The sequence below is a fragment of the Halobacteriovoraceae bacterium genome (genome assembly GCA_020635115.1).
In the GTDB taxonomy this organism is placed as follows: domain Bacteria; phylum Bdellovibrionota; class Bacteriovoracia; order Bacteriovoracales; family Bacteriovoracaceae; genus JACKAK01.
In genome coordinates this window covers 273,656-298,409 of the sequence record JACKAK010000001.1, presented here as the reverse complement: position 1 = coordinate 298,409, position 24,754 = coordinate 273,656, and the positions used below count along the sequence as shown (strand labels likewise).

Below are 24,754 nucleotides of genomic sequence, written 5' to 3'. Positions count from 1 at the left end.
ATAATAATTAGCATGAATAATGTTTAAAATTCGATGCGTCAACATAATCACTGATTCTTATCCTTTATCGTTTTTAGTATTATTAGGAAAATTAACTCAGTTATTTAGTTTCAGTGATTTAGATTTGTTCGCTAAATGGTATTTTTTACAAGAGATTGCTTTTTTGATCAATTGCTGAGATTAAGCTGTATATTCCAATTAGAATTGTATGAAAACTACTTATATATTATTTATTTTGATTTCGTTTCTATCTTTTAAAAGATCTTATTGCTCATGTGAAAGTTTTTTTAATCCTGCAGTTTCCTATATAAAACTCGTGGATTCTCTAACATATGAACAAAAATTAAAAATTTTTGATGCCATACCGTCTGCAAGAAACTTCAAACTTAATAATGGAATGATAATTCAATCGTCGAATATGGGAATTTTATTCTATTATATGGATAATCAAATTCTACTTCCATTTGAATTTACAGACAATTATGATCCTTACGAAGGTAAATATACTTTTAATCGCCATCAGCTCCAATATCAATACAGATTTGGAGAGTTTGTCAGATTTCCAAAATTTATTCCCCTTGAAGGTTTTCCTGAACTGGTACCTGGAGAGGGATTTCCAAGTAGTATATTTTTTATCCTTTATAATTTTAAACAGTTTTTTGGACAGAAATATGGCCAGTGGAAGACTTCTCCTAAGTCTTTTAATATAAGTGTTGTAAATTTTATCAGTGCTGTCCAGATGTATTATAGTGATGAGTTTCAGTTACTTCTCTCGAGTGATATTTTTAGTATAAATGACCAAGAAATACTATCAGCCGTTTTACATGAACCTGCAATTAAAACGAAAATAAACCAATATGTTCAGGCCGCAATAAAAATTTTGGGATTTAAAATTAAAAATTATGAAGTTACGAGCATTACTTTTCCAGATCAATATACAACTGTTCAACAAGGAATGTTTGAAAACAATGGTGTTTATCGTTCCAATGGGGCCTCAAGGTTTCACTCTAACACTGAAAAGGATTTAAGTGACTGTATAAAGAAAAAATTTAAGACTGAAAAAGTTGATCAAATATTTTACAATATTGTATATTTTGTCGAGTAGAGCAATTTATTTTATTTAACAATCCTATAGATGTTTCATTTTTTTTTAACTTCATATATTGTGCAGAATTCAACTTTGGAGCTGTTATGAAGTTAATATATATAATTCTAGTTGCCTTTCCGCAATTTGTTTTGGGAAATTGTCTGGATTATTTTGAATATGCAAAACCTTATACAGAGTATGTTGATTCTCTAGCTCCAAGTCAAAAAAGGGAAATCATTAATTCTATTCCTTCCCTGATACACCCTTTCACTCCATATTATATGGATAATAATTTTTTATTATATGTTAGAGAGGGTGGAGTAGTTATCGAAACAATGTCTTTAGATAAAGGTTTGAGATTTCATTTTATGAATGTCTACGATAACAGAAGAAATATCTATTTTTTTACAGATCATAAATTGAGGTACTACGATTTAAATACAAATGAATTTTTATTTTTTCCAAGTTTTATTCCTTTAAAAAAATTTCCTGCCCTAATTCCCAATAAGGGTTTTCCAAGCAGTATATTTCTATCTCTACTTCATGCAAAAAACTTTGCAGGCCCAACATCGATAGATAAATGGAAGAACTTTAAAAAATTTACGGCCAAAATCTATAACAGAATTACTGGAAAACAAATTTTTTATAATGAAGAATTTCAAAAATTTATTTTAGGGAAAGATTTAAATCATGGAGATGAAATTTTTGATGCTGAAGAAGTTATAAAGCAAATATTACCAGGAACCAAATCATGGCAATATATGGCCGCAACAATCAAACTGATGGGTTTTGATATTTTGGACGTTCAGATTTCTGAAGTGAAAGTCTATTTTGATATTTGGGAACCGAGTGAATCGAACGAAAAAATATATGAACTTTTAGGTATTACCCGGCAAGTTTTTGAATCAGAGATTGACACAAATCCAGAGAATAAACTAAATGCTCTCATCCTTGAGAAATTTAATGATCCGCAACCAAAAAGAATTGTATTTGATTTGACTTTTATCGTTAGATATAATCAATAGAATTCTTTAATGGCCTGTATTACTTCTGCTATTTCTCTATCTTCTAAATGTGGATGCATGGGTAGACAAAGTACTGTGCCCGCAAACTGTTGCGCAAATTCTTTGTCCCCCTCGCAGTTCATAAGGGCCGGAAAATGGTGCATCGCTAAATCGTAAAAGGGAGCTGTCCCAATCTCTTTTTGACTTAGATGTTGTTGCATTCTTTGTTTTTCATCTTTGTTATTAAAACGAACGGGGTATAAATGCCATGAGGATGTCTCAATAAATTTGTCATGGAGAATATGGACAGGAAAGTTTTTTAGTCCCTCATGGTATTTTTTCGCAATTTCTTTTCTTTTTTGATTTTCATTTTTTATAGTTTCAAGTTTTGCATGCAGCACTGCGGCCTGTAAGTGATCACACCTTGAATTTCTACCAATAATAGGATGTTCACCACGGCCGTGATTACGTATACTTTTAATCATTTCAACTTTTGAATCATCGTTCGTTAAAATCGCTCCAGCGTCTCCAAATGCAGCTAGATTTTTTGTCGGATAGAAAGAGAAAGTTGTTAAATTGCCGCTACTCCCACAAGGCCCTGAATCGAGGATTGTTCCACAGGCCTGAGCGCCATCTTCAATAATTGCAATGTCGAGATCTTTAACAATATGTTTGATTTCACCAATAGGCGCTGGTAGGCCATAAATATGCACAGGCATAACAGCTTTGAGTCTGTGATTTTCTAAAACGTTTTTAAGAGATGATGGTGAAATAAGACCAGACAGTGGATCAACATCAATTAAGACAGGTATGGCCCCAACATTTACGATTGCTTCAGCTGATGCATAAAAAGTGATTCCCGGTACTCCGACTTTGTCTCCTGTTTGGACTCCGCTTACTTTCAGACTAATCTCTAGAGCATCTGTACCATTGGCCACTAAGAGACAATGTTTTGTATTTTGCATGTTCGCAAATTCTTTCTCAAACATTGCATTATATTTACCTTCAACAAATGCATTCGTTTTAACAATTTCAGTAAAACGATCTATTACTTGTTTTTGAAATTCATTTTGATGTAATCTCTCAAAATCAAGAAAAGCTACGGCCATAAAATAATTCCTCAGTATTTAGTGAACGAAATATCACCATAATACTGCCAGGAAACAGTGTTCGCATAGATTTATTTTTTATAGTTTTTGAGCATTTCGGAAATTATTTGCGCAGCTTTTCTTGCTAATTCAGGAGAACTTATTTTTTTTGCAATAATTTCTCTAAGGGATTCGATTCTTTTTTTGTCATTTACAGTTTCCTGTACTGACTTATTGCGTTTATCAACTCCAATATTTTGGTTTTGCATTTTTATGGTTCTAGGTATTCTTTGTTTGTATTTAGGTGAACCCATAAACATTATTATGCAAGTGCATCTGGAGATTTACGAATCTTAGCAACTTTCTTTAAATGTTCTTCAATAACACTGTATAGTTCAAGCTCAGTATTTAAAGGATCAACTCCTTCAGGCAGGCCAGAATATACAATCTCATTGTCGATTTCAGTGAAAGCGTACCAAACTTGTCCTAGCTTTTGAAATAGAACTTCAGTTTCAAACTCTTTGTAATATTTTTTCACAATCACCCTCCTGGTGTCTCTTTTTCATTAAGCTCTTCGACTTTAATTGATGAAACTTTAAACATTTTTTTATTTGTAAGTGTTTAATAAGTTTACGATTTCGTGAATAAATTAATGGAATATATTACTCAGATAATTTAATAAAATCACTCATATAACCGATAAGACTAACGGGATGGGGCCATATGCGAAAGATATATCAAATTGTATTTGAATATACGATAAAAGATCCTAAAACTGGTAGAAATATTGATACTGTTCATAATGTCAGAGCGCTTCTCATTATTTCAGCAATTACAAGTTTTATCTATTTCAGTTATTCCTGTTTTTATTATTTTGTAATAGAATCCAACGTTTTAGGTATTAGTCATTTTTCATGTGGGGTATTTTCAATTTTGAGTATATTTCTCTATAGGTATACCAAAAATTATGTTTTTATTCTTAATATTCTTTTTTTCTTGGCAGCTTCTGCGATATACCTGGGTGTAATATATTCAGGTGGAATTATATCTCCAAATATGTATTGGTTAATTGTTGCATCTATGGTCGGACAGATGTTTTTGGGGAAAAATAATTCAAGTTTTTGGATAGGAACCTATATTTTCCTAACAATACTTCTGGGTATTTGGGAATACTCTGACATCCCAAGACCAGATAATATTTATACTGATGATTTCTTTAAAATCTATCAAGTCATTACTGCTTTTTCAGTATTGGTTGTAGGGGCTTTTTTTACGTACATTTTTAGAAAAATGATCGATGATGCATTTGTTGAAATAGTCAATAAAAGCAATGAAATAAAAAAATTAAACGATGTGCTACATAGTTCAAATGAAGATTTAGAAAAAAGAGTCGAACAAAGAACAGAAGAAATTAATACTCAAAAAATAGAGTTGGAAAATGCTGTCTACAAATTGAAACTTTTTTCAGGTTCAATCAACTCGATGATAAATTCTCTAGATGAAGGCTTTATTGTATTTGATGAAAAAGGAAAGTGCGATAATACATATTCTCAAACCTGCATAAAACTTTTAGAGCAAAACCCTTCCGGAAAATTTATCCATGAAATTTTAAAAGTAACTGATGAGCTAGAAATTGAGAATATAAATATGTGGCTTGATCTCATCTTCTCAAATCAACTTGAATTTGAAGATGCAGCAATATTAGGACCGACTAGTTATCAACATTCAAATTTAGAAAAATCAATTACACTGAGTTATAGACCAATATATGACGATAAAAAAGAAAAAATAATCGCTATAGTGATGATTGTTTCTGATAAATCAAAGGAACTTCAAGCAATTAAAAAAGAAGAAAAAATTAAAGAAGACGCAGAACGAATTGTACGTATTGCAAATAATAAGTCATTGGTTGCAAAGTACTTGTCAGAAATCAACAATACTACCAATAAAATTAATGCAATTATAGAAAAAAAGGATGTGATAAAAATTAATGAGATTCAATATATCCTACATACTCTAAAGGGGGGCGCTAGTTCTTTTTTATTTTCAGATCTAGTATCACACATTCATAACTTTGAAGATGTTTTAATGGATCGAAAAAAAGATGAAGTCATAAGAATTGATGAACTGATTGCTATTAAAAATCTTTTTTTAGAATGGAAAAAGAGATTTCTTGAAAATCATAGTAGTATTTTAGGTAAAGATTTTGAAGAAGATGAGACTTATAAGCATATGCCGATGTCTGTCATTAATAACTTTTTGAATAACGTATTAGAGCATGGAGATGAATATATACGAAAGGCGTTTTTAGAAACTTTTGTCATGACCCCTATTCAAGAAATGTTTCAACCTTTCGAATTGACTCTAAAAGAAATGTCTAGTCGATTAGGAAAGAAAATAAAACAAATAAAATATGATGGACCTTCACTAAAAATATACTCACCAATATATGAAAATGTATTTAATTCTTTTGTTCATATCTTTAAAAATATTGTTGAGCATGGGATTGAAAATCCATCTATGAGAAACAAGCTTGGAAAAGATGAATTTGGTGAAATAGATGTTTCATGGAAAATACAAGACGATAGTCTTATTATTCGAATCAAAGACGATGGAAGAGGAGTTGATGTTCAGAAGGTTAAAGACAAAATGGAAGGGATTAGTGAGCTGAATAGGCCAGATCATGAAATCATACAAGAAATTTTCTCACATCAATTTACAAGTACATACAATGTATCTGTATTTTCAGGCAGAGGAGTAGGGCTTTCAGCTGTAAAAAGTGAAGTAGAGAAATTAAATGGCAAGATTTGGGTCGAATCTCTTGCAAATGAAGGTGCAGAATTTGTGATAAAGCTTCCTTACACTCAATTGATTATTGATCTTTTCTCTCAAGATAAAAAAGTGCTTAGCGTGTTCTAACTATAAACCCAAGATAAATCTGAAAACTTGCATCAAATCCATTAGAAATAACATCGTTTTCATAATTCCAGTCTTCACTTTCCCCCTCACTACCTGATATGAGGGTATAAGGAGCATTGATAAAGGCATCTCCACCTAAAATAAAACTAAAATCCTTTTCAATCGTATTTAAAAATTGGATATATGATCCTATTGTTGCTCCGAAAAAATATCCTGAAAATGTTCTATCTTCTGATAAGTCTGTACCATTTAAGCTGATAGTGATTTGATTAAAACCAATAAATGGCCCTCCATATAAGGTTAATAAAAGCTTATTACTACGAAAAACATCATAGCTAATGGTCGGAGAAACGATAACCTCATATTTAGTTTCTGAAGCATCTGAAAATTCTTGATCGAAAATGATTTCACTCCTTACCATTTTGAGTGTCCCCTTTCCTCCAAAATAAAATCTTCCAGTTTCATCTAGATTGATATTTTGCAACATTGCTGCTGTCCCTCCAAACTCAAAACCATAATTTTGACTCATGATTTCCGTAAGGTAATCGTAGTTAAACTTTCTAGGGGATCCAACGCCAACTCCTGCAATAATTCTATAATCATTGGGAGGAATAAAAGGATATGTATCAGAAATGGGCTCAATTATTCGATAGTCTGTAGGGTCATATTTAAAGGGAGATACATTGGAATCAAATTCTCTTTCATCTTTGTAAATAAGTTTTACATATTGCTGAGGAATATAGACTGTATTTCCATTTCGATCAATTGATTTATAAAAACTTGAATATATCTCATCAAGAGTCGGGTTTTCACTCGGAGGAAGAGGAGGAGCTTGTCCATCGCGAAAATGTTCATAATTAACATAGATGATATCACCCTTTCTCACATATTGGACGATCGTAGCATTTTTATCAGGAGCTATGAGAAGTGGGGCCTCTAGAACAAGAACAACACCTTTTCCTGCAAGGAGTTCAGTTATAATGAAAAAGAATAAAAAAAATTTAAAATACAATGTCATTCATAAATCCAACATAAAGACTAATTTCAAAATTTTGGGTTGAGTTTGCAGGATATGTATAAGCGACTGGACCATCATTTACACTTGTCTTACTCAGTCTCGCACCAATTCCAAGATTGATTAATTGATCTGTATTAAACTTTGTAATAGGAAATGAAAAATCAAAATCTATCCCAAAAGATATTTCAGAAATTGAATATGATTCTTCATAATTTGCATTTCCATAAATTGATTTTTGAGCATTTAGTTCCAAAAAGAATATTGCCGTATCATTTTCATAGTAGGGAAAACGAATAACTGGACCAAAATTAATCGTGTCCCAAGACAACTTGGTACTTTTTAAACTTTCAATCACATAACTCCTCGAAACATTGATTAATGCTCCATAAACCAACGGGAAATTCCACTTATAATATCCGCGGTATTCAAGTTTGATACCTGCTGCTCTTGATTCATCAATATCAAAATAATTACTGTAAAATGTAGATTGAGTTGTATTCAAAAATAATGCTAATTTATTACTTACTGTAAAACGATCAACTTCTGTCTTATTTAGATCTTGATACCTTTGCCTGCTGGTGTAATTTGATAGGTCTTGAACCTCTGGGAAGATTTTTGTTATCTCATTAGCTCTGTAGATATTATCGACATGTGTGATGTATCTTGATGTACCGTCTTTATCTAAAATATAAAATCGACCTGAATATAAATCAACATGCTTAACATAAGTAATGATATCCTTAAGTATTTTTCTAGGTTCTCCAGTTTCAAGATCAACCAAAATGGAGCGTTTTTTTACAATAGCTCTAAATTTTTCAAAACCTTTTCTTATCGTTCTCATTTTTCTTTTTTTTAAAACAGTGTTTTCATCTAAAATTTCTGTTTCAATCTTATAATTTTTTTTTAAGGCCTCTCTATGATTTAATTCTTTACTATCAAGAAGTTCTGAAATATCTTTTTCATTTTCTCCTAACAGTAATTCCTTATCCCCCTTTATAAAGTCTCCTTCAGAGCTTTTTGCTTCCTCTAAAAAACTATCCAATTCATTTTGTTCATCACTAGATAAAACTGCTGATTCATCTACAATTTTTTCAAGTGCATTTTCATTTGTAGATTGCATATTAAGTTTAGTATTTTCTTCCTTATCTTCAGAAACAGAAATTTTATCAAGCTCATCATCCATCAAAACAGGAGTTTCATCTTGAGTTAATCCAAATTTGGCCAGAGTAAAAATCATGATAAAAAACAAAATCCTCATATTCTTTCCAACGATTTCAAAAAACATTCAAAATTAGATGAGTACTTATAAGTTTCCTTAGATATTTGATTTTTCTTCTTCCAAATAAAAGACTGATGCTCAAAGGGATCAAGCAAAACACCTTTACTTTTTACTTTGGCCAGAAAACATTTCTCTTGCACTGATCTTTTCCATTGATCTTCAAATTTAAATTCAATATCCAAGATCCTAATGTCATCAATTTCAAGTGAAGTCTCTTCAATAAGTTCTCTTCTAGCAGCATCTAAGATGTTTTCATTTGACTCTACGCTCCCTGTTACATTTTGCCAAAAACCACCCCTTCTCTCATTTGTTTGTAAAATGAGAAATTCTTCAGTTTTTGGATGGTAGATGACTACCTGTACCTTAAGTGTGATTTTATCAGAGGTTGACATGTATTTATTATGTCGTGGGGTCTTAAAACTTGCATGGTGTACTGAGTTATGATTGCGAGTATTAGATAATTTTGATAGAAGTACTTGCTTATGGATAATTTAAATAATGTATTACTAAACATAACTACAGGTTTGCCAGGTCTACTTCTGGCCGTCGTGTGCCATGAATGGGCCCATGCTATGATGTCATATAAATTTGGTGATCCAACGGCCAAGTACGCCGGGAGACTTACTCTAAATCCACAAGCGCACTTTGATTTAATTGGTACTATTATTTTTCCGCTTGTTGGAGTCCTTCTTGGAGGAGTAATGTTTGGGTGGGCCAAACCTGTTCCTATTGATCCTCGTTATTATAAGAATTATAAAAAGGGTGTTTTTTGGGTTAGTTTTGCGGGCCCTCTGGCAAACATTGTTCTTGTCATTATTTTTAGCTTTCTTCTTGCCTTTATTCAGAAAAAAATTGGCTCAGTATTCTCTTATTACGAAACAATTCTTCAAATGATTAGCATGGCCATACGTATTAATGTTGTCATCGCGGCCTTCAATCTTATCCCCTGGCCTCCACTGGATGGATCAAAAATGTTGGCCATGTTTATGGATCATGAAACCGCTAGAAGGTATGAAGGACTTTCTAGATATTGGTTTGTTATGCTTATCGTAATATGGTACACTGATATTATTGGATATTTTGTCCAACCTTTTTTCTTTTTTGCGCAATTTATCTATAATTCTTTTTTAATGATTTTATAAGACAAGGTGAAAATGGGTAGTACAATTTTAAGTGGGATGAGGCCAACGGGGCCGCTGCATATTGGACATTATGTTGGTGTTATTAAAAATTGGGTTGAGTTACAAAAAGACAATGATTGTTTCTTTTTTGTTGCAGACTGGCATGCCTTAACCAGTAACTATGATAATTTGTCTGTCATTAGAGAGGCCAGAAGGACCTATGTTAGAGGTTGGATTGCTGCTGGCGTTGACCCAGAGAAATGTCATATTTATAACCAGTCTGACTTTTTTGAAATACTAAAGCTCAATCAGTTTTTCCTCACAATGACTCCTCCTGGATGGGCCGATAGGTCCCCTAGTTGGAAAGATTTAAAAATGAATCCACAAAAAAAACTTGATAATCTTGGTTTCTACACTTACCCCATTTTACAAGCAACCGATATCGCTATCGTTAAAGGACAAAAAGTTCCGGTAGGTGAAGATCAAGTTACTCATATTGAAATTGGCAGAGAAATTATTCGAAAATTTAATCGACTATATAACACTGATATTCCTGAGCCAGAGGCATTACTAACTAAAGTACCTAAATTATTAGGAATAGATGGTAGTAAAATGTCTAGTTCAAAAGGAAATACAATATCACTACAAGAAACAGAAAAGAGCTTGCAGAAAAAAATTAATAAAATGAAAACTGATGATCTTCGTGGTGGAGTTGAAAATCCAGGAAATCCAGAAAATTGCTCTGTTTTTGACTATCACAAAATATTTAATAACACTAAAAATTGCTCTGAAATTAATGACGCTTGCCGTTCAGCAGGACTTAGCTGTGGAGAGTGTAAACAGAAACTAGGACTGGCCATGAAGTCAGAACTAATGCCAATTGCTCAGAAAATGTCATCAATATCTGATGGAGATTGCGATGAAATTATTGCAGAGGGTAACAAAAAAGTTTCTGGAAAAATTTCGAGACATTGGGATGAATTAAGTTCTAAAATAATGTTCAAGTAAATGGATTTATAGATGCTAGATACCTCTATTCAAGTAAAAACAGATCATTTTGATGGCCCCTTAGGCCTACTCCTCCTTCTGATTCAAAAAGAAGAAATGGATATTCGTCAGCTAGATCTTACTACAATTACTCAGCAATATTTAAGATATCTCGATGATATGAAAAATCTTAATTTTGATATTGCTGGAGAATATTTATATCTTGCAGCATCATTAATTCACTTAAAATCCAAAGATTGTCTAACTGAAGACGAAGACCTTATCCTCAAAAATAATGAGGATGGCCCTGATGAATTGAAATTTGCTACGCAAGCTGAATTAATACGAAGACTAGAACAACTACAAAGGTTTCAATTGTTAGGTGAAAAGTTATGGAATCTCCCTAAGAGAGGCCATGACGTTTTCACTAGGCCTAAAGTTAAGCGTAAAGAAATAGTCGATTCTATCTTAACTCAGACTGATATCAACGAACTCCTAGCGGCCATGTTGGATTTTATGGCCAGAGAAAAAAGAAAATACACAATTGTCAGAAGAGACCGACTTTCCATAAAAGAAAAACTACAGTTTCTTAAAAAATATCTCGAAGAAGGGAAAAAATTCGATTTTGAAACTGTAATCTTGGCAGACGGAGAAAGGACAATTGATAATGTCGTTATTACCTTTATATCTTTTTTAGAACTGGCCAGACTTAAAAAAATATCTATATTTCAAAACACAGAAAATGGTGTGATTTACGTTGAACTAGTCGATAATTTAGAGAACTTTGATGTTGAATCTGCAAATGGCTTTGAACCAGAGGATGAAACTACCGAAGAACAAGAAGAATTAATCAATCAGGAAGTGGTTACTCCAATACAATAAAATGAGTTAATTATGGATGAAATTAAAAATAATGAAGAAAACGAAGATCTGATAGATGATCAATTTGAAGTGAATATCGAAGCACTTGAAAGTATTTTAAATGAAGATAAAGACGAAAATATATATTCAATTCAGGTAAAACTTGAGAATTCACAAGTAGAAATAGAAGAAGGTAAGGAGAATATTGAAATTCCTTCTGAAGATGACATTGAATTTGAATTAGAACTTGAACCATTCGAAGAAAATGATCAAGAAGATAAACTATGGAAAATAAGAACAGGGCTAAATGAAGACACGCTTAGTGGGGCAATTGAAACTCTTGTTTTTATGAGTGACAGGCCAGTCTCTCTTTTACAGCTTAGAAAAATCATAGACGAAGAGATGCCATTAAGAGTTCTTAGAGAATCGATTGAAAGACTTCAAAAAGAATATGAGGCCAAACATCATGGTATAAGACTAATGGAAGTTGCTGAAGGATATCATTTTAGAACAAAACCAACTTTTTCTAGTTTTGTACAAGATCTTTTTAAGGTGAATTCTCTAGTCTTAAGTCCAACTGCATTAGAAGTCTTGGCCATAATTGCTTATAAACAACCGATTTCAAGAAGTGATGTTGACAAAATTCGAGGAGTTGATTCATCCCATATTGTGAGGTCTTTAATCGATAAAAGACTTGTAAAAGTCATCGGTCGTTCAGAAGATATTGGTCGACCTGTTGTCTATGGTACAACTCAAGAGTTCTTAGAGGTTTTTAATCTAAGTGACTTATCTGGACTACCAACAGAAAATGAACTGACTGAGTTATCACAACAAAATGAACTTGGAAAAATTTCAGACATACAGTCTATTTGCGCTGGAGACAAGGAAAAATTTAAATTCGATGAATTAGAAGAACTTGATAAACTTAGTGAACAAATTAATGAAATCATTCCTGAGACTCCATTTATTAACAGTTTAAAAGTAGAAGAGAAAAAAAGAAGTAATAATCAGAATGAAAATATTAAATCTGCCTTTCAACTCTTAGAAGAATTTGTTGAAATGGATAAAATAAGATATCAAAATATTGAAGCTGCCTCATCTGCACTTTTTGCTATTCCCGATGATATTAGTGTCGTCAGTGATCTTTTGGCCGGGCCTTTCAATGTTCCCGAGACTGACGATGACTTTGAAATGATTGACTTAGATACTGGAGAAGCAGTCAAATTTGATATTGATGAAGACTTGATTGAAGAGATGGTTGATGAAACCTATGAATCTATGTCTGAAGATGATGAACTGTTTGAAGATAGTACCGATGCAGAAAATGCATTATCGATTGCCCTAGATGAGGCATTCAACAAAATTCAGGCCAGTGAATGTGAAAAAGATGAATTAGACCTAAATGATAAATCTTTAGAACAAAAAGAAATCGACATTGATGCTCTTACAGCTAAAATGCTAGCGCAGGCAGATGAATTAGATATTGATTTGTCTTTCTTGGATAATCCAGAAAATCCTAATTCTTAACATTTTTCACACCTCTTGCTTTTTTAAATTTATAAGTTTATGAAAGTGTAATCTTTTATGTATTACTGCCGTGAGGCAGAAAGGGAACAGGTATGTCTAAATCAAGAGAAATTCGTTTACAAAAAGTTATCGCAGACTGTGGAGTGACTTCTAGAAGAAAGGCAGAAGAACTAATATGCAGTGGACGTGTTAAAGTTAATGGTGAAATTTGTGATGAACTAGGGACAAAAGTTGACCCAACGATTGATGTCGTTGCAGTTGATGATAAGGCCATCGATACCATGCAAACAAATAAAGTCTATATTATGCTCAATAAGCCCAGAAGTGTGATGACGACGGTAAGTGATCCAGAAGGTCGCAAAACGGTGATGGATTTTTGTAAAAATGTACCTGAGAGAATTTACCCAGTTGGCCGATTAGATTATTTGTCTGAAGGACTTTTGCTGCTCACAAATGATGGAGAACTGGCCAACAAAATTATGCATCCATCATTTAACATCACCAAAGTTTATGAAGTTAAAGTGTTTGGAGCAATTAATGAAAACATCCTAAAAGGTCTTAGAAGTGGTGTTCAGATAGAAAACACTCACGTAAAGCCTAAATCAGTAAGAGTGATTAAACAACTTCCTAACAAAACCTGGTTAGAGTTTAGACTAACAGATGGAAAGAATCGTGAAATTAGAAAAATTTGTGAGGCCAATAATATTGTCATCGATAAGCTTAAACGTGTGGCCATTGAAAACTTGTCTATAGAAGGTATGGCCCCTGGGAAATATACATATCTAACTAAAAAAGAAATAATATCCGCTTTGGGACTTGACGGGAAATTAAAAGGTGAATTTTTTTCTCAAAAGAAATCAATCAATCTTAAACTTAAAGGCCCAAAAACAGGTGTTCTTGCTAATGATAAAACTTTTAACGGATTCAAGAAAGATACTTACTATGAGACACTCAAGAAAATTAAAGAAAAAAAGAAGTTAATGATAGAGAATGCAAAAAAAGAGGCCTATGGAGACCGATATAATCCTTTAAAAGTAAGCAAAGCTGAACGCCCTAAGAAAAAATCTAATTATCGTAAATAATGACTTTTGAATTGGAAATTTGGTCTTGAAGACTATCCACTGAAAACTCAAGGGCCTGTTCGGCATAAGGGATTGAAGATTCTTTTTTTAAATTATCTCCGAAAAAAGATTTTTTAATAAGTGAAGCACAAAGTCTCATCACCTCTGAGCTACCATTAAAATATTCAGACTCATCGTCGGTGGTTACTACATTCAAAATCTGCCCATGTAGAGTTTTAATCATTCTTATTTGCTCTTGGGTTAACATATCAGTATCAATCTTTAGAATGAGTGTCTTTTCTTTTTTCGTTGCCATGGTTTCACCTCTAAAATCTTCTTCCAGTATCCTGATCGGCAATATTTTCCACATATTTAATAAAAATATTTGTTGTTTAAACCGAGTGAAAGGGTCGGTGAGATACTTGATAAAAAAGATCTGTAAAAAGTCCTGGACAATGTGGGAGCTAGGAATTAGTATCCACTTACTTTAGAAAAAGCTTTAACGCGGGGTGGAGCAGTCTGGTAGCTCGTCGGGCTCATAACCCGAAGGTCGTCGGTTCGAATCCGGCCCCCGCAACCAATCTTAGGCCTTCATGGTGGAACACACCGAACACTCCCTTTAAGAACCTATTTTATTTTCGATTGAGCTGAGTATTTTTTCGTACTTTATTCCAATTGCTAGTAATGTTGATCCAATAACAAGAAAATGCAAAAATGAGACTCCCGAAGTGTAATAGATTACAAATTGTGCATACGCTGTGTAAATATTGATAATAGCAAAAACTAAACCATACGATTTTGCTACACGATAATTTTTTCTAGTTCCAAGATAAATACTCATCAAAGCAACCAGGAACCATAGAAAAGTAAAAAGAATTCTTTCTCCCAATGAATCACTAAATCTAACGTCCCATTCATAGTTTCCAAAAAGAGATAGAAACCAAAACGCCAAATGAATTATTAAAAGTGAAAAATGAAAATAGACACGACAAAAGGGCCTAAATCTCTCAAGCAAAGGAGAATAGTCTTTATAATGGATATAACCAAGTGCCCATATTAAAAGACCGGCGAAAAGAAAACGTAAGGGATAATTCATTCCAATCCAGTATGCTCCCCATCCTGACATATAACCTGTAGAGCCTCCAAACCAAATAAAAAAATTCACACAACTTGCAATAAGTATAAGTCGATTTTTAAAAAAATAGCTAAAAGCAGTTAAGACAATAGTTGATACACCCAAATATGATGGCCAGTCATCTAATATGTATTTATTGGACATATTTCCCAATGAAAAAAAGGTACATTCTAGACTCAACATACCCAATAACTCTAGTGAAGCACCACTTTTAGTATACCGGCCTTTAATTGTTAAATATCTTCCCGAAATTGTGAAGATTAGAAAAAAGAAAATAAGCACACCTAAAATGAGATGTTCCAAATTTATCTTGCTTAAAAATAACATTAGATGATCACTCAAGAGGAGTATCATTCCACCTAAAAAGGAGAGTACTCCAAGGATCGTGAACCAGCGGATAAGAATAATTAAATTCCACTGACTTGATGGATATCGATCACATAATAAATTGAATTGATTTTCATTAATGATCTGATGATCTCTGAGGAAATAGAGCTCATTTAAAATTTGCTTATTTTGAGAAGTTTGATTCATTTTTTATACCGATTCTATATTTTGCATAAAGGAACTCAAGAATTAACCCAATTAAAAATAAAGAAATTCCTCCAATGATAAAAAATAAACTTTTTGACAAATTATCCCAATGAGATTCAAAGTAGCGAGTATAAATATTGAGGCATAAAAAAGTTATCCCAAATCCAAGAATAAGATTATTTTTTAATTTCGAACCAACTAGAATTTGAACAAAACTAATAATTAAAAAAGCAATAACCCAATATATGCTCTTATGAATTGTCTCAATCAAAAAACACATATTTAAATATAATAATGATATTGAAATATAGACAGTGTTGAATCTATCAAATTTTTTTAAAAACTTATTATGAAAAAAACTAAATACTAAAATAAAACAAGAAAATATAATCATACTTTTTGTATCTGAAATATGGAAATTATAACTTGATCTTCCAGACATACTAAAACTACTTCCAACCCATTGGAACATTGAAATGAGTGTGAGTTTTAACAAAAATTTATTATAATTGCGATACGTATAATAAAATGCCAGTGATAATACAAAAGGGCCTGCAGTTAGTAAAATATTCTCATCAGTAAATCCAAGAATCTTGAAAAACATGATAAGAAAAATTGTGAATAAAAAAAGTGAAACACTCAGTAAAATATTAGCTGTATAATTGTGTTGTAAAGACAAAGATCTCGATAACGAATTTCCGTACCAGTAAAACATTAAAAAAGAGGCAATAAGTATTAAACAAGTATATATTTGATTATTTGAAATAGATCCCACAAACCCCAAGATTCCAAATATTAAAATTATACCCCCAATATATGAGAAATATTTTATAAATAGATGAACACTTAAAGCAGAGACCTCATATCTTGTATCTAATATAGACCTAGTTTCTTTGGATATAATTCCGTCCATTTCCCATTTTGAAACTTCCTTAGAGAGAAATTTTTTTGTACTTTTATGTAACATTTCAGATCTCTATACAGTTTATATCTCATAATTATAGCAATAATTATTTCACAAAAATATGATAGTATAAATTTCCCTAGCGTGACTAAAGTCTGAATTTGCATTTTTATCTGAATTATCACTACAAATTTACTATTCATAATAAGTAGAAATTCATATGATGTGTTTCCCACCCACAAAGGAGAAGAAAGTGAACTACGAACTTCTAATTATTGGAGCAGGTCCAGCTGGCATCTCATTAGCTGTTGAGGCCATCGCGGGAGGTGTGAATCGCAAGAAAATAGTAATCTTAGAGGCCACACAAGAACACTCCTTTAGCATCCGCAAATTTTACCCTGATAATAAAGCAGTAACTGCAAACTATAAGGGGAAGAGTGTTATCTGTGAAGGAGTCATGTGCTTAATGGATTCCACGAAGCAAGAAACTCTTTCTCTCCTTGATCAGGCCATCGAAACAAATGAAATTAATGTCCATTATCAAGAACGTGTACATAAAATTCATCAAAATGATGATGGAACATTTTATATAGAATCAGATAAAGGACAATACACTGCTAAAACTTGCGCCATTGCGATAGGTATTTTTGGAAGACCTAATAAACCCAATTACAGCATCCCTACGAATTTAAAAGATAAAGTTCATTTTGATATAACTTCTCAAGATATATCTCAATCTGAAGTTCTTGTTGTAGGCGGAGGAGATAGTGCGAGTGAATATGTCCAATATCTTGTTCAAAAAAATAATAAAGTCTCATTAAGCTACAGAAAGAGTGATTTTTCTCGAATGAATTCAATCAATCTTGAGAGTTTACTTGAACTAGAAAAGCAAGAAAAAGCTCTTGTTCTTAGAAAAACAGATATCAATTCCCTCGAAGAAGAAGGTGAAAAAGTAAAAGTATATTTTACAAGTGGTGAGAAACGTACATATTCAAATGTTGTATATGCACTTGGTGGTAGCACTCCTGAGAATTTTCTTAAAAGTTGTGGAATAGATTTTGATGGTAAAAATCCAATCTTAACCGATGGGTATGAAACGAGTGTTCCAGGACTATTTTTAATAGGTGATTTGAGTGCAGGAAAAAAAGGCGGTTCCATTATTTCCGCATTTAATTCAAGTCATAAGGCCATGAAACAAATATTGAAAAGTATTTAGTGCTTGAAACTTTACGGTTAATTTATTAAAGAAATTTAAGAGTTTATGAAAAAACAGATAAACGAGACAAAATTTTCAGAATCTATACGAGAATAAAAGAACTGGACTGATTTTATTATTATAATTTATAGGCACAACAGATAGAGTACTCTTTTTGTATTTCATTGACTTATAAATATGGTAATTGTCCATAAATTGAGAAATCCTGCTCAGAACTAAAATCGGAATACTGGGACTAGATAGCAACCAACCCAAAACAGTAAAAGTTCCGTCTCCAGCATCAAACTTAATGCCTTCATCTGAAGCAAGTGCAGCAATTAAAAGTCCATAACCTAGAATATCGAAAAACATATAAGTCCCGCCCCTAAGAGAAAACTCACCTGTTAACACTTTTCTCCCTAAACCTAGACCAAATAGAGAAGTATAAATATTCGCCTCTCGTAGATTTTCATCTAGATCCTTACCCACATTAGATTTCAATTCTCCTTTGTGATGCTCGTCGATACATTTTGCGTTATTTATTCCTGAGATTAAAAAAATGATGATTAAATGAATTACTTTTTTCTTCATTTGCAATCCTGAAACTACACTCGTGAAATATTCTTAATTATAAAATCAGAGTGACAGAAAAGGCAATGAAATCATTAAAATTTGAATTTATTTGCATGTTTCGCTTCGAAAAAATTAACGTAAACAAATCGCTCAATCTTTTCAATCAAAGATCAGAACATATCGATTGTTCTTCTTTAATTAGACCTATGCAATAGAGTATTATACAAACAACAACCAATGTCAGAGATGTTATGAATAAGTTCGATATACTTTTAATTTCACTTAAAAGTTCAAAGATTTTAATGATTAAACCTGAAGCAAACGCACCAGAGAGAAACTTTACAAAATGAAATACACCGGCCGCCTCTCCTGAGTTTTGTTCAGGAATAGAACCCAATGCCATTTTGTTTAAAACAGGAGAAAGGAAGGCCGTGCTTAACCCGAGGATTAAATAAAAAATTAGAGTACTCATTCCTGAAAAAAGACTTAGTGGAAGAAGAAAAATAAAAGTTGATGCAACAAGCAGGGTGTAACCAATCGTAAAGGTAAGATTTTGTTTTGTGTCGCCAAGTTTTCCCGCATAAGTTCCCATGAAAAAAACTACAACTGATTCTAAAGTGAGACCAAGTGATATATAGAGTGGCTCAATTCCATAAATTTCTCTCAAATATCCTGGTAGCACTAAGATGGTAAAATTCGAAAAAATACCTAGGAAAAAAGCTTGTAAACTTGCATTACTAAATTCTCGATATGAGAAAAGTTTTGTCGATATAAGTTTTTGAGACTTATTCAAGGTTAATTCAACGATAATCAATATTAAAAATGACAGAATTGACCCTAGGAGGAAAAGTTTAGAATTTGTTTTAGAATAAAACTGTATAAGGATAATTCCAAATACAAGAAAAAATGAACTTATTAAGTTAATAAAGATTGGTTTTTTCTCAAGCATTAAATCAGATTTTAAATATTTCTGAGAAAAAAATGACCCCATAAAACAGAAAATAAATAATATCACAAAACAATATTTCCAAAAATTAAAATCCGCAAGAAAACCTCCAATAATTGGGCCTAGAATCCCTCCAACTGTTAGAGCAGACACAAATATACCCATCGATGTACCAAGTTTTTCTTTAGGAGTATTTGTTCTGATTAATTTCAAAATAACCGGAACAAAAAAAGCATCGCTTAGTGCTTGTATAGATTGGAAACAGAGAAAAAACACCCATGACTTATTGATGATTGCAAATGTCGAACCTATACATGAAATTAAAAACAAACCACAAGCAAATAAGAGAACTTTTTTTGTTTGGTAGGAATCTGCTATTCTTCCAGAAACCAATAAAAATCCTGCAAAAATTGAGAAGAATAGAACGTTTCTGATTTGAAAATCATTTAAATGAAATTCAAAGTTGCTAGCTAATTCTGGTGTTATTACTGATAAAATACTAGTACTCATTATGGATGATAAGATTATACTGCTCAGTAAAAGAGTGAGTCTATTATCTTCTAAAAAATTAGCGATTTTCGATAAATGCATAACTGATCTCCTGAATATTATTTATATGTTGGTGAATTTTATTCAACCAATCTGAGTTTTTATCTTTTGAACAAACTTTCGAAAAAAAATCGAGAATTTTAAAATTGCTAGAAAACGTAGAAATATTTTTTTGTATGAACTTATTAATCTGTTTATCTTTATTCAACTTACATAAGTTAAGTAAGTAGAGGTGGGTCATGTGAACGTCTAAATTGTCAAAAATTTCATCCTCAACACATTTTACGAATTCAAGAGACTTTTCGTATTCTTGTTTTTGAAAATAGTATTTTGCTAAGTGATACATTGGTATTCGAGATAAATCACCACTTTTTCTAGATTCTTTTAAACTATCTAAACAAGATTCGATTTGTGAGTTTTGTAGATAAAAATGTGACAGATATGAGTGCCCTCCAGGCAACAAAGTAAATGAATGTAGAGCTTTTTGATCTGACGGATTGATATGGTGTTCAGATATAATTTTTATGTTGGTGAAAGTTTCGTCTTTGAAAGTCTCCACATCTTTCTTCAAATTTAGTTCAATAATGAGATCATCTCTTAAACATCTAAAAGATTCAGGAAGAAAACCTGAACTGACTGAATAACATATTGAGGCATATGTTAGTTTGCTTTTAAAATTATTAAGGAGTAATGCAATTTCTTTTACCTCATATAATTTTGTCCCACTTTTGGTCACAAAAAAATCAAGGTCAAAATCTACAAGATACTCATTTCCATCATCTAGAAAATCTAGTGTTTGAGGCGAGAGTATATGAATAATTAATCCTTCAATTTGAGTCTTGGCCCCATAAGAAGTGAACTTAAATGATTTGACAAATTCTTCTCCAATATTAGGGAGATATTCCATATACTGAAAAAGTTTTTTTCCTATTTCATTTGGATTTTGACTTTTTAGAGGATAGATCCAAAAGATTTCGCTAATAATTTTTAGCTTATGAGCAGCATAAAGAAAATCATCAATACCCCAGGCAAACGTATAGTCATCCTGATAATGAAATTTTCTTATAGGGTAATATTCTTTGTCTTTTTCCCATTTTAAAATATTATTTATTCTTTTCGGGTGAATAGGCCTATAGTCCAAATGTCTATCAAATATTATAAGCTTTTGATTTTTTAAACCAAGTTTTTGCCAAATGGGAAGCACTTGTCCATGTTCTTCTATGGATATTATTTCATGCATACGTCTTTATACCATTTTTCAATTTGACTAATATCACTGGCCTTAATATTCATTTTTTTCATTTTATTACCCTTGTATAAAAAGACCTGATAATCTTCAGTTCTATTTTCTCTTATTAAGAGAGAACCTCTGTCGGAAGTGTGTATCTTTTCTTTGGTATTTGCCCATTTTGATTTCGGTGAGAAATGATGTTCGTACAGTAAAGATTTTAGGTACTCTTCTTTGATATCTTCATTGGTATCTAAGGTAGAAGACAAGAATTGATAAAAACATTCACTAATCGGCAAAGTATCCGAGATTAATGATATGTCAGAAAATTGATCGAAAAAATCTGAAAGGATAAAGTCTTCCAAAGGGTTTGTCTGAAATTTTTTAGCGTAAAGCTCAATACTTTTTTTAAAAAACTTCCCGAGTATTTCGTCAAATCCTCTTGGTCTTGAGAATCGAGAAGCAATTTTTCTTCTCACTTTCTTCAATTCACTTTGGACATGATATCCTTGAGTTGGAAATGACAAGGGAGAATTCTTATAAAGGATTTGATAAATATCTGAATGGTTCATATAACTTGCTCCCAATTGAAATTCTCAACCATATTCCTGGCCTTTGATAACATTGGCCGTGAGGCCTCTATAAGAGAACCATTATGATGAAAAACAGGATCTTCATAACTCACTGCCCTTACATTTTGACAATTTTCTAACAACCAACCAAGAAGACCTATTTGTTCCTCAATGAGTACTCCATTATGAAGATCATAGAATCTGTTATCCTTGATTTTTGATCCTGATAAATGAATTTCGAAACAATGATCCAATGGAAGTTTTGATAGAGCGTTATAAAATCCATTCAATGTACCATTGACTTCATACCAATAACCTAGAAGGTGACCTGTATCTAAAGTCATTGCGCAATTTGTTTCTTTTGCAACTTTTTCAAAAAAACTAAAAGCATTCATTTCGCCAAAAATTAACCCTCCACCATCAGTAAATCCTGGAAATTCAACCAAAAGTGGACATACAAGAGCATTCATATAAAACTCTATGTTTTCAATAGAGTTTTTTAGGCCTTCAGAGGTTAAAATTGGTGGAAGTGGATAGGGCAGTGATTTCCCATTTAAACTCCATATTCCAAGATCTTCATTAACCCACTTTAGTCCGAGCTCATGAATAAGTATGTTTGTAAAATCGACTATCTGTTGTTTAGGATAAAGCTCATCTCCGGCCATATTAAGCATCGTATGATGGAGACCTACCGGCATATTCTTGGGAATAAGTTGCAATAATTTTTTATAGACTTGAATGTAGTCAGAGGGATCTAGTTGCGAATAATTTTTTGGTTGAAAAGAAAAAAAGAAATGATCATACTGATTAATATTTTTTTGTAAAAATGCCCTCAGACCTTCTCCTACTTCATCTTGGCCATCTTTTGTTATGAATCCCTTCTCAGTTCCCCAAGTTAAGTCTATTCCTAGTCCCATTTTTGTTGAAGTAAAATTTGGAAAGTTTTTTCTATACATATGCTTCCTCTCTCATTTTAATAATTTTTAAATCAAGCAGTTTTTCAGTGAACTTCTTATTCTGTCCAATACTGTCCATTGAAAACCATGGAACTTTTATTTTTTTTTGCTTGATACAATCATAAAAGCTCATGAAGTTATGAATATCTTCTTCGATTGGAATAATCCAAGAATTTAACTGAAATTTCATTTTTGAATTAATTTCTATGTTTTTTGTTTGAAATCTCTTAAACCCATAATTCTTTAAAGGTCTTACCTCATTATTTACCATAATGAGTGAATTAAGAGCTTGATCAAACTGGCCTTGAGATCGAGTTTTTAATGGCATCTTAAGGCCAACTCGACCACCTTCGTAATTGAGTACTCTATTATTTTCAAGTTCATCACCAAGAGAAAAATTTTGGGCCATAAATGAGTTTGGTTCACAAATGTACACTTGTGTTACGTCAATTCCAATTCTATCTTCATTTTTTTTCAAAAATCTTTTCATTTCAAAATGATCTTCAGGCGTTTGTGTCGGATGGCCCATCATGACTGATAGCCGAAGTGGAATACCAACTCGATTCATTTTATCTATTATTTTTTGGAAATTATTGGAATTAACACCTTTATTCATTTTGTCTAATGTGAATTGATCTAATGATTCAAGTCCACTTGAATAGAGAACTAACCCTGAATCTTTTAAGGAATGCAGATAATCTTCGTCAAGTAAATCATTATCAAGCCGACCTCTTACACTGTATGAGATGGGGAAAGTTGATCTTATTTTAGTTGCAGCTGAATGAACCAATTTTATATTTGTGTTTTCATCAACAAAATTAATTCTTGATATGCCCGTTTGAAAATATATGTTAAGACAAATTTCTGCTAATTTTTTTTGTGAATATTGGTCATATCCGTCTGAATATTTTCTGTTCCCATAGGAACAAAAGTCACATTTGCCCCAAGAACAACCAAAACATGTGGTAATGCCGAGTTGAGTTTTTTCTGATAGATACTTAAAGATTTCTAGGCCTTCGTATGATGGAGGGGGCAAAGAATCTAATTTGTAATTTATGACATGTTTAAGGGGTAGTTTGCTATTTGGAAAAATTAAACCTTGAATTTTTTCGAACTTTAACTTTCCATCCAAATAATTCAAATAATCTTCTAATGGTTTTTCTCCTCTACCTGGACAAATTGCATCGATATAATGTCCTATATTATTTATATTGGTGATTTTATTTTGATAGAGGTATATTTGATGTCCTCCTAAGATAATTTTTAATTGTGGAAATAATTTTTTTATCTGTTTTGAAAGATAAAGTGTAGGAAGTAATTGAGAAAAATAAGGTATCGTGAAGCAAAGAACATTTCTACCCTGTTGAATTTCTTGACTAAGAAAATCTATTGATTTTTTTATAATTTGGTCAGTGTTGAGTTCATTAGATTCTAAAATCAGATTCAATTGTGAAAAATTAGAAATTTCACATCTTGATTTTGCAGATTCTGTTAGAAGTTCAAATACTCTAAGTGTTAATTCGATTGCTGTAATTCCAGAGTCAAGAACAAGATGTTTATCTTGTCTTTGGTTGTTCCACAAGATATTTTTAATTTCTTTATAATTATCTAGATAATATTCAATTAATTTACGTCTAGTGAGTTCTTTTATATTATGAGGATCTAGTTTTAAGTATGTTTTTTTCACATTATCTATTCTTACAATATCCTCAGTAATTTTGAGATTGAGATCTATTGATTTCGAATCGTATCCGATGCTTTTTAAAAAGCCACACAAATGTGGAAGTGCTCCATATGGAAATAATCTAGCTTCAGAAATGGGAGGAAATATGATTAAAGGTTTTATTATTTTCATAAAAAAAAAGGAGGGAAATCCCTCCTTCTAAATTCAAATTAATCTTCGATGTCAAATCTAAAGGCATGAAAATTCTTACCAACTGTAAGTTCTTCTTCCTCGAGGATTTCAATCGCGATGTCTAAATCTAGTTCATTTTCTTTAATCATTTCGTTTCTCATACTTGCTCCCTTATTGTTATTGATTGAACAATTTAACAATAACATCCAAATAATTTTGGGAAAATCATAAGCGCATGTTTAGTTCCAAATATTTCATAATTGAAAAATGATGATCACTTGACCAAAAGACAGAAATAAATATCTGAAATAATTGATAAAAATTGAAGTCAAAAAATAAAAAAAATCAAAGAGCA

The 24,754-nt window shown here is 32.0% G+C and carries 24 protein-coding genes and 1 tRNA gene; 10 read left to right on the top strand and 15 right to left on the bottom strand.

Annotated elements, in window-relative coordinates:
* The first annotated feature begins 316 nt into the window (after nt 1-316).
* Together H6622_01485 and H6622_01480 are read left to right on the top strand one after the other, a co-directional pair.
* Nucleotides 317-1,105 (top strand): hypothetical protein, encoded by a 789-nt coding sequence (locus H6622_01485; GenBank protein MCB9060178.1) that lies wholly within the window; start codon nt 317-319, stop codon nt 1,103-1,105.
* Between the two features lie 86 nt (nt 1,106-1,191).
* A complete protein-coding gene (locus H6622_01480) occupies nt 1,192-2,112 on the top strand; it encodes a hypothetical protein (protein MCB9060177.1) in 921 nt (306 codons plus the stop codon).
* On the opposite strand, the gene H6622_01475 is transcribed toward H6622_01480, so the two are convergent.
* From H6622_01475 to H6622_01465, 3 genes are all read right to left on the bottom strand, one after another.
* Nucleotides 2,106-3,200, bottom strand: a complete 1,095-nt coding sequence (locus H6622_01475) for a DegT/DnrJ/EryC1/StrS family aminotransferase (protein MCB9060176.1) — start codon at nt 3,198-3,200, stop codon at nt 2,106-2,108. The two genes, H6622_01480 and H6622_01475, sit on opposite strands and share 7 nt — an antisense overlap.
* A gap of 71 nt (nt 3,201-3,271) precedes the next feature.
* Nucleotides 3,272-3,493 (bottom strand): hypothetical protein, encoded by a 222-nt coding sequence (locus H6622_01470; protein ID MCB9060175.1) that lies wholly within the window; start codon nt 3,491-3,493, stop codon nt 3,272-3,274.
* Between the two features lie 8 nt (nt 3,494-3,501).
* Entirely contained in the window at nt 3,502-3,717 is a 216-nt protein-coding gene (locus H6622_01465) for a hypothetical protein (protein ID MCB9060174.1), read from the bottom strand.
* Between the two features lie 185 nt (nt 3,718-3,902).
* Between H6622_01465 and H6622_01460 the strand changes: the two genes are divergently transcribed.
* Nucleotides 3,903-6,098, top strand: a complete 2,196-nt coding sequence (locus H6622_01460; protein ID MCB9060173.1) for an Hpt domain-containing protein — start codon at nt 3,903-3,905, stop codon at nt 6,096-6,098.
* On the opposite strand, the gene H6622_01455 is transcribed toward H6622_01460, so the two are convergent.
* From H6622_01455 to H6622_01445, 3 genes are read right to left on the bottom strand one after another with little or no spacing between them, the layout of a single operon-like run.
* Nucleotides 6,085-7,116, bottom strand: coding sequence for a hypothetical protein (locus H6622_01455; protein MCB9060172.1), 1,032 nt, complete (start codon nt 7,114-7,116; stop codon nt 6,085-6,087). The genes H6622_01460 and H6622_01455 overlap by 14 nt on opposite strands.
* Complete coding sequence (locus H6622_01450) at nt 7,100-8,374, bottom strand: hypothetical protein (GenBank protein MCB9060171.1); 1,275 nt, start codon at nt 8,372-8,374, stop codon at nt 7,100-7,102. Before H6622_01450 ends, H6622_01455 begins: the two co-directional genes overlap by 17 nt.
* Nucleotides 8,371-8,787: an NUDIX domain-containing protein gene (locus H6622_01445; protein MCB9060170.1), complete on the bottom strand. Its 417-nt coding sequence runs from the start codon at nt 8,785-8,787 to the stop codon at nt 8,371-8,373. The genes H6622_01450 and H6622_01445 overlap by 4 nt, the downstream gene beginning before the upstream one ends.
* Before the next feature lie 90 nt (nt 8,788-8,877).
* Here H6622_01445 and H6622_01440 point away from each other — a divergent pair, with 90 nt between their 5' ends.
* The 5 genes from H6622_01440 (at nt 8,878) to H6622_01420 (ending at nt 13,973) form a co-directional block, all read left to right on the top strand.
* Entirely contained in the window at nt 8,878-9,537 is a 660-nt protein-coding gene (locus H6622_01440; protein ID MCB9060169.1) for a site-2 protease family protein, read from the top strand.
* A 12-nt stretch (nt 9,538-9,549) separates the two neighbouring features.
* Nucleotides 9,550-10,524 carry a tryptophan--tRNA ligase gene (gene trpS, locus H6622_01435; GenBank protein ID MCB9060168.1) on the top strand — a complete coding sequence of 325 codons (975 nt, stop codon included), beginning with the start codon at nt 9,550-9,552 and terminating at the stop codon, nt 10,522-10,524.
* A gap of 12 nt (nt 10,525-10,536) precedes the next feature.
* Nucleotides 10,537-11,385, top strand: coding sequence for a segregation/condensation protein A (locus H6622_01430; protein ID MCB9060167.1), 849 nt, complete (start codon nt 10,537-10,539; stop codon nt 11,383-11,385).
* Between the two features lie 12 nt (nt 11,386-11,397).
* Nucleotides 11,398-12,891, top strand: coding sequence for an SMC-Scp complex subunit ScpB (gene scpB, locus H6622_01425; GenBank protein ID MCB9060166.1), 1,494 nt, complete (start codon nt 11,398-11,400; stop codon nt 12,889-12,891).
* Nucleotides 12,892-13,019: 128 nt separating this feature from the next.
* Nucleotides 13,020-13,973, top strand: a complete 954-nt coding sequence (locus H6622_01420) for an rRNA pseudouridine synthase (protein ID MCB9060165.1) — start codon at nt 13,020-13,022, stop codon at nt 13,971-13,973.
* Here the strand turns inward: H6622_01420 and H6622_01415 are convergent.
* Nucleotides 13,957-14,268 (bottom strand): hypothetical protein, encoded by a 312-nt coding sequence (locus tag H6622_01415; GenBank protein MCB9060164.1) that lies wholly within the window; start codon nt 14,266-14,268, stop codon nt 13,957-13,959. The two genes, H6622_01420 and H6622_01415, sit on opposite strands and share 17 nt — an antisense overlap.
* Nucleotides 14,269-14,455: 187 nt before the next feature.
* Between H6622_01415 and H6622_01410 the strand changes: the two genes are divergently transcribed.
* Nucleotides 14,456-14,532, top strand: a tRNA-Met gene (locus tag H6622_01410).
* Between the two features lie 39 nt (nt 14,533-14,571).
* Here the strand turns inward: H6622_01410 and H6622_01405 are convergent.
* The gene (locus tag H6622_01405; GenBank protein MCB9060163.1) at nt 14,572-15,621 is read right to left on the bottom strand and encodes a hypothetical protein; all 1,050 of its coding nucleotides are present in this window, start codon (nt 15,619-15,621) and stop codon (nt 14,572-14,574) included.
* Complete coding sequence (locus H6622_01400; GenBank protein ID MCB9060162.1) at nt 15,599-16,588, bottom strand: hypothetical protein; 990 nt, start codon at nt 16,586-16,588, stop codon at nt 15,599-15,601. Before H6622_01400 ends, H6622_01405 begins: the two co-directional genes overlap by 23 nt.
* A gap of 190 nt (nt 16,589-16,778) precedes the next feature.
* On the opposite strand from H6622_01400, the gene H6622_01395 reads away from it, so the two are divergent.
* Nucleotides 16,779-17,741 carry an NAD(P)-binding domain-containing protein gene (locus H6622_01395; protein ID MCB9060161.1) on the top strand — a complete coding sequence of 321 codons (963 nt, stop codon included), beginning with the start codon at nt 16,779-16,781 and terminating at the stop codon, nt 17,739-17,741.
* 75 nt (nt 17,742-17,816) lie between these two features.
* Here the strand turns inward: H6622_01395 and H6622_01390 are convergent, their stop codons facing one another.
* From H6622_01390 to H6622_01365, 6 genes are all read right to left on the bottom strand, one after another.
* Nucleotides 17,817-18,311: a hypothetical protein gene (locus H6622_01390; GenBank protein MCB9060160.1), complete on the bottom strand. Its 495-nt coding sequence runs from the start codon at nt 18,309-18,311 to the stop codon at nt 17,817-17,819.
* A 145-nt stretch (nt 18,312-18,456) separates the two neighbouring features.
* The gene (locus H6622_01385; protein ID MCB9060159.1) at nt 18,457-19,830 is read right to left on the bottom strand and encodes an MFS transporter; all 1,374 of its coding nucleotides are present in this window, start codon (nt 19,828-19,830) and stop codon (nt 18,457-18,459) included.
* On the bottom strand, nt 19,808-21,028 hold the full coding sequence (locus H6622_01380) for a hypothetical protein (GenBank protein MCB9060158.1): 1,221 nt from the start codon (nt 21,026-21,028) through the stop codon (nt 19,808-19,810). Before H6622_01380 ends, H6622_01385 begins: the two co-directional genes overlap by 23 nt.
* Nucleotides 21,016-21,588, bottom strand: a complete 573-nt coding sequence (locus tag H6622_01375; protein ID MCB9060157.1) for a hypothetical protein — start codon at nt 21,586-21,588, stop codon at nt 21,016-21,018. The genes H6622_01380 and H6622_01375 overlap by 13 nt, the downstream gene beginning before the upstream one ends.
* Nucleotides 21,585-22,544 carry a DUF692 family protein gene (locus H6622_01370; GenBank protein MCB9060156.1) on the bottom strand — a complete coding sequence of 320 codons (960 nt, stop codon included), beginning with the start codon at nt 22,542-22,544 and terminating at the stop codon, nt 21,585-21,587. The genes H6622_01375 and H6622_01370 overlap by 4 nt, the downstream gene beginning before the upstream one ends.
* Nucleotides 22,537-24,399, bottom strand: coding sequence for a radical SAM protein (locus H6622_01365; protein MCB9060155.1), 1,863 nt, complete (start codon nt 24,397-24,399; stop codon nt 22,537-22,539). Before H6622_01365 ends, H6622_01370 begins: the two co-directional genes overlap by 8 nt.
* Between the last annotated feature and the right edge of the window lie 355 nt (nt 24,400-24,754).

Excerpts from the sequence above, each read along its gene's own strand:
- H6622_01480 (MCB9060177.1), top strand. The coding sequence starts at position 1,192 with ATGAAGTTAATATATATAATTCTAGTTGCCTTTCCGCAATTTGTTTTG.
- H6622_01475 (MCB9060176.1), bottom strand. The coding sequence starts at position 3,200 with ATGGCCGTAGCTTTTCTTGATTTTGAGAGATTACATCAAAATGAATTT.
- H6622_01470 (MCB9060175.1), bottom strand. The coding sequence starts at position 3,493 with ATGGGTTCACCTAAATACAAACAAAGAATACCTAGAACCATAAAAATG.
- H6622_01460 (MCB9060173.1), top strand. The coding sequence starts at position 3,903 with ATGCGAAAGATATATCAAATTGTATTTGAATATACGATAAAAGATCCT.
- H6622_01455 (MCB9060172.1), bottom strand. The coding sequence starts at position 7,116 with ATGACATTGTATTTTAAATTTTTTTTATTCTTTTTCATTATAACTGAA.
- H6622_01450 (MCB9060171.1), bottom strand. The coding sequence starts at position 8,374 with ATGAGGATTTTGTTTTTTATCATGATTTTTACTCTGGCCAAATTTGGA.
- H6622_01445 (MCB9060170.1), bottom strand. The coding sequence starts at position 8,787 with ATGTCAACCTCTGATAAAATCACACTTAAGGTACAGGTAGTCATCTAC.
- H6622_01440 (MCB9060169.1), top strand. The coding sequence starts at position 8,878 with ATGGATAATTTAAATAATGTATTACTAAACATAACTACAGGTTTGCCA.
- trpS (MCB9060168.1), top strand. The coding sequence starts at position 9,550 with ATGGGTAGTACAATTTTAAGTGGGATGAGGCCAACGGGGCCGCTGCAT.
- H6622_01430 (MCB9060167.1), top strand. The coding sequence starts at position 10,537 with ATGCTAGATACCTCTATTCAAGTAAAAACAGATCATTTTGATGGCCCC.
- scpB (MCB9060166.1), top strand. The coding sequence starts at position 11,398 with ATGGATGAAATTAAAAATAATGAAGAAAACGAAGATCTGATAGATGAT.
- H6622_01415 (MCB9060164.1), bottom strand. The coding sequence starts at position 14,268 with ATGGCAACGAAAAAAGAAAAGACACTCATTCTAAAGATTGATACTGAT.
- H6622_01405 (MCB9060163.1), bottom strand. The coding sequence starts at position 15,621 with ATGAATCAAACTTCTCAAAATAAGCAAATTTTAAATGAGCTCTATTTC.
- H6622_01400 (MCB9060162.1), bottom strand. The coding sequence starts at position 16,588 with ATGTTACATAAAAGTACAAAAAAATTTCTCTCTAAGGAAGTTTCAAAA.
- H6622_01390 (MCB9060160.1), bottom strand. The coding sequence starts at position 18,311 with ATGAAGAAAAAAGTAATTCATTTAATCATCATTTTTTTAATCTCAGGA.
- H6622_01385 (MCB9060159.1), bottom strand. The coding sequence starts at position 19,830 with ATGCATTTATCGAAAATCGCTAATTTTTTAGAAGATAATAGACTCACT.
- H6622_01380 (MCB9060158.1), bottom strand. The coding sequence starts at position 21,028 with ATGCATGAAATAATATCCATAGAAGAACATGGACAAGTGCTTCCCATT.
- H6622_01375 (MCB9060157.1), bottom strand. The coding sequence starts at position 21,588 with ATGAACCATTCAGATATTTATCAAATCCTTTATAAGAATTCTCCCTTG.
- H6622_01370 (MCB9060156.1), bottom strand. The coding sequence starts at position 22,544 with ATGTATAGAAAAAACTTTCCAAATTTTACTTCAACAAAAATGGGACTA.
- H6622_01365 (MCB9060155.1), bottom strand. The coding sequence starts at position 24,399 with ATGAAAATAATAAAACCTTTAATCATATTTCCTCCCATTTCTGAAGCT.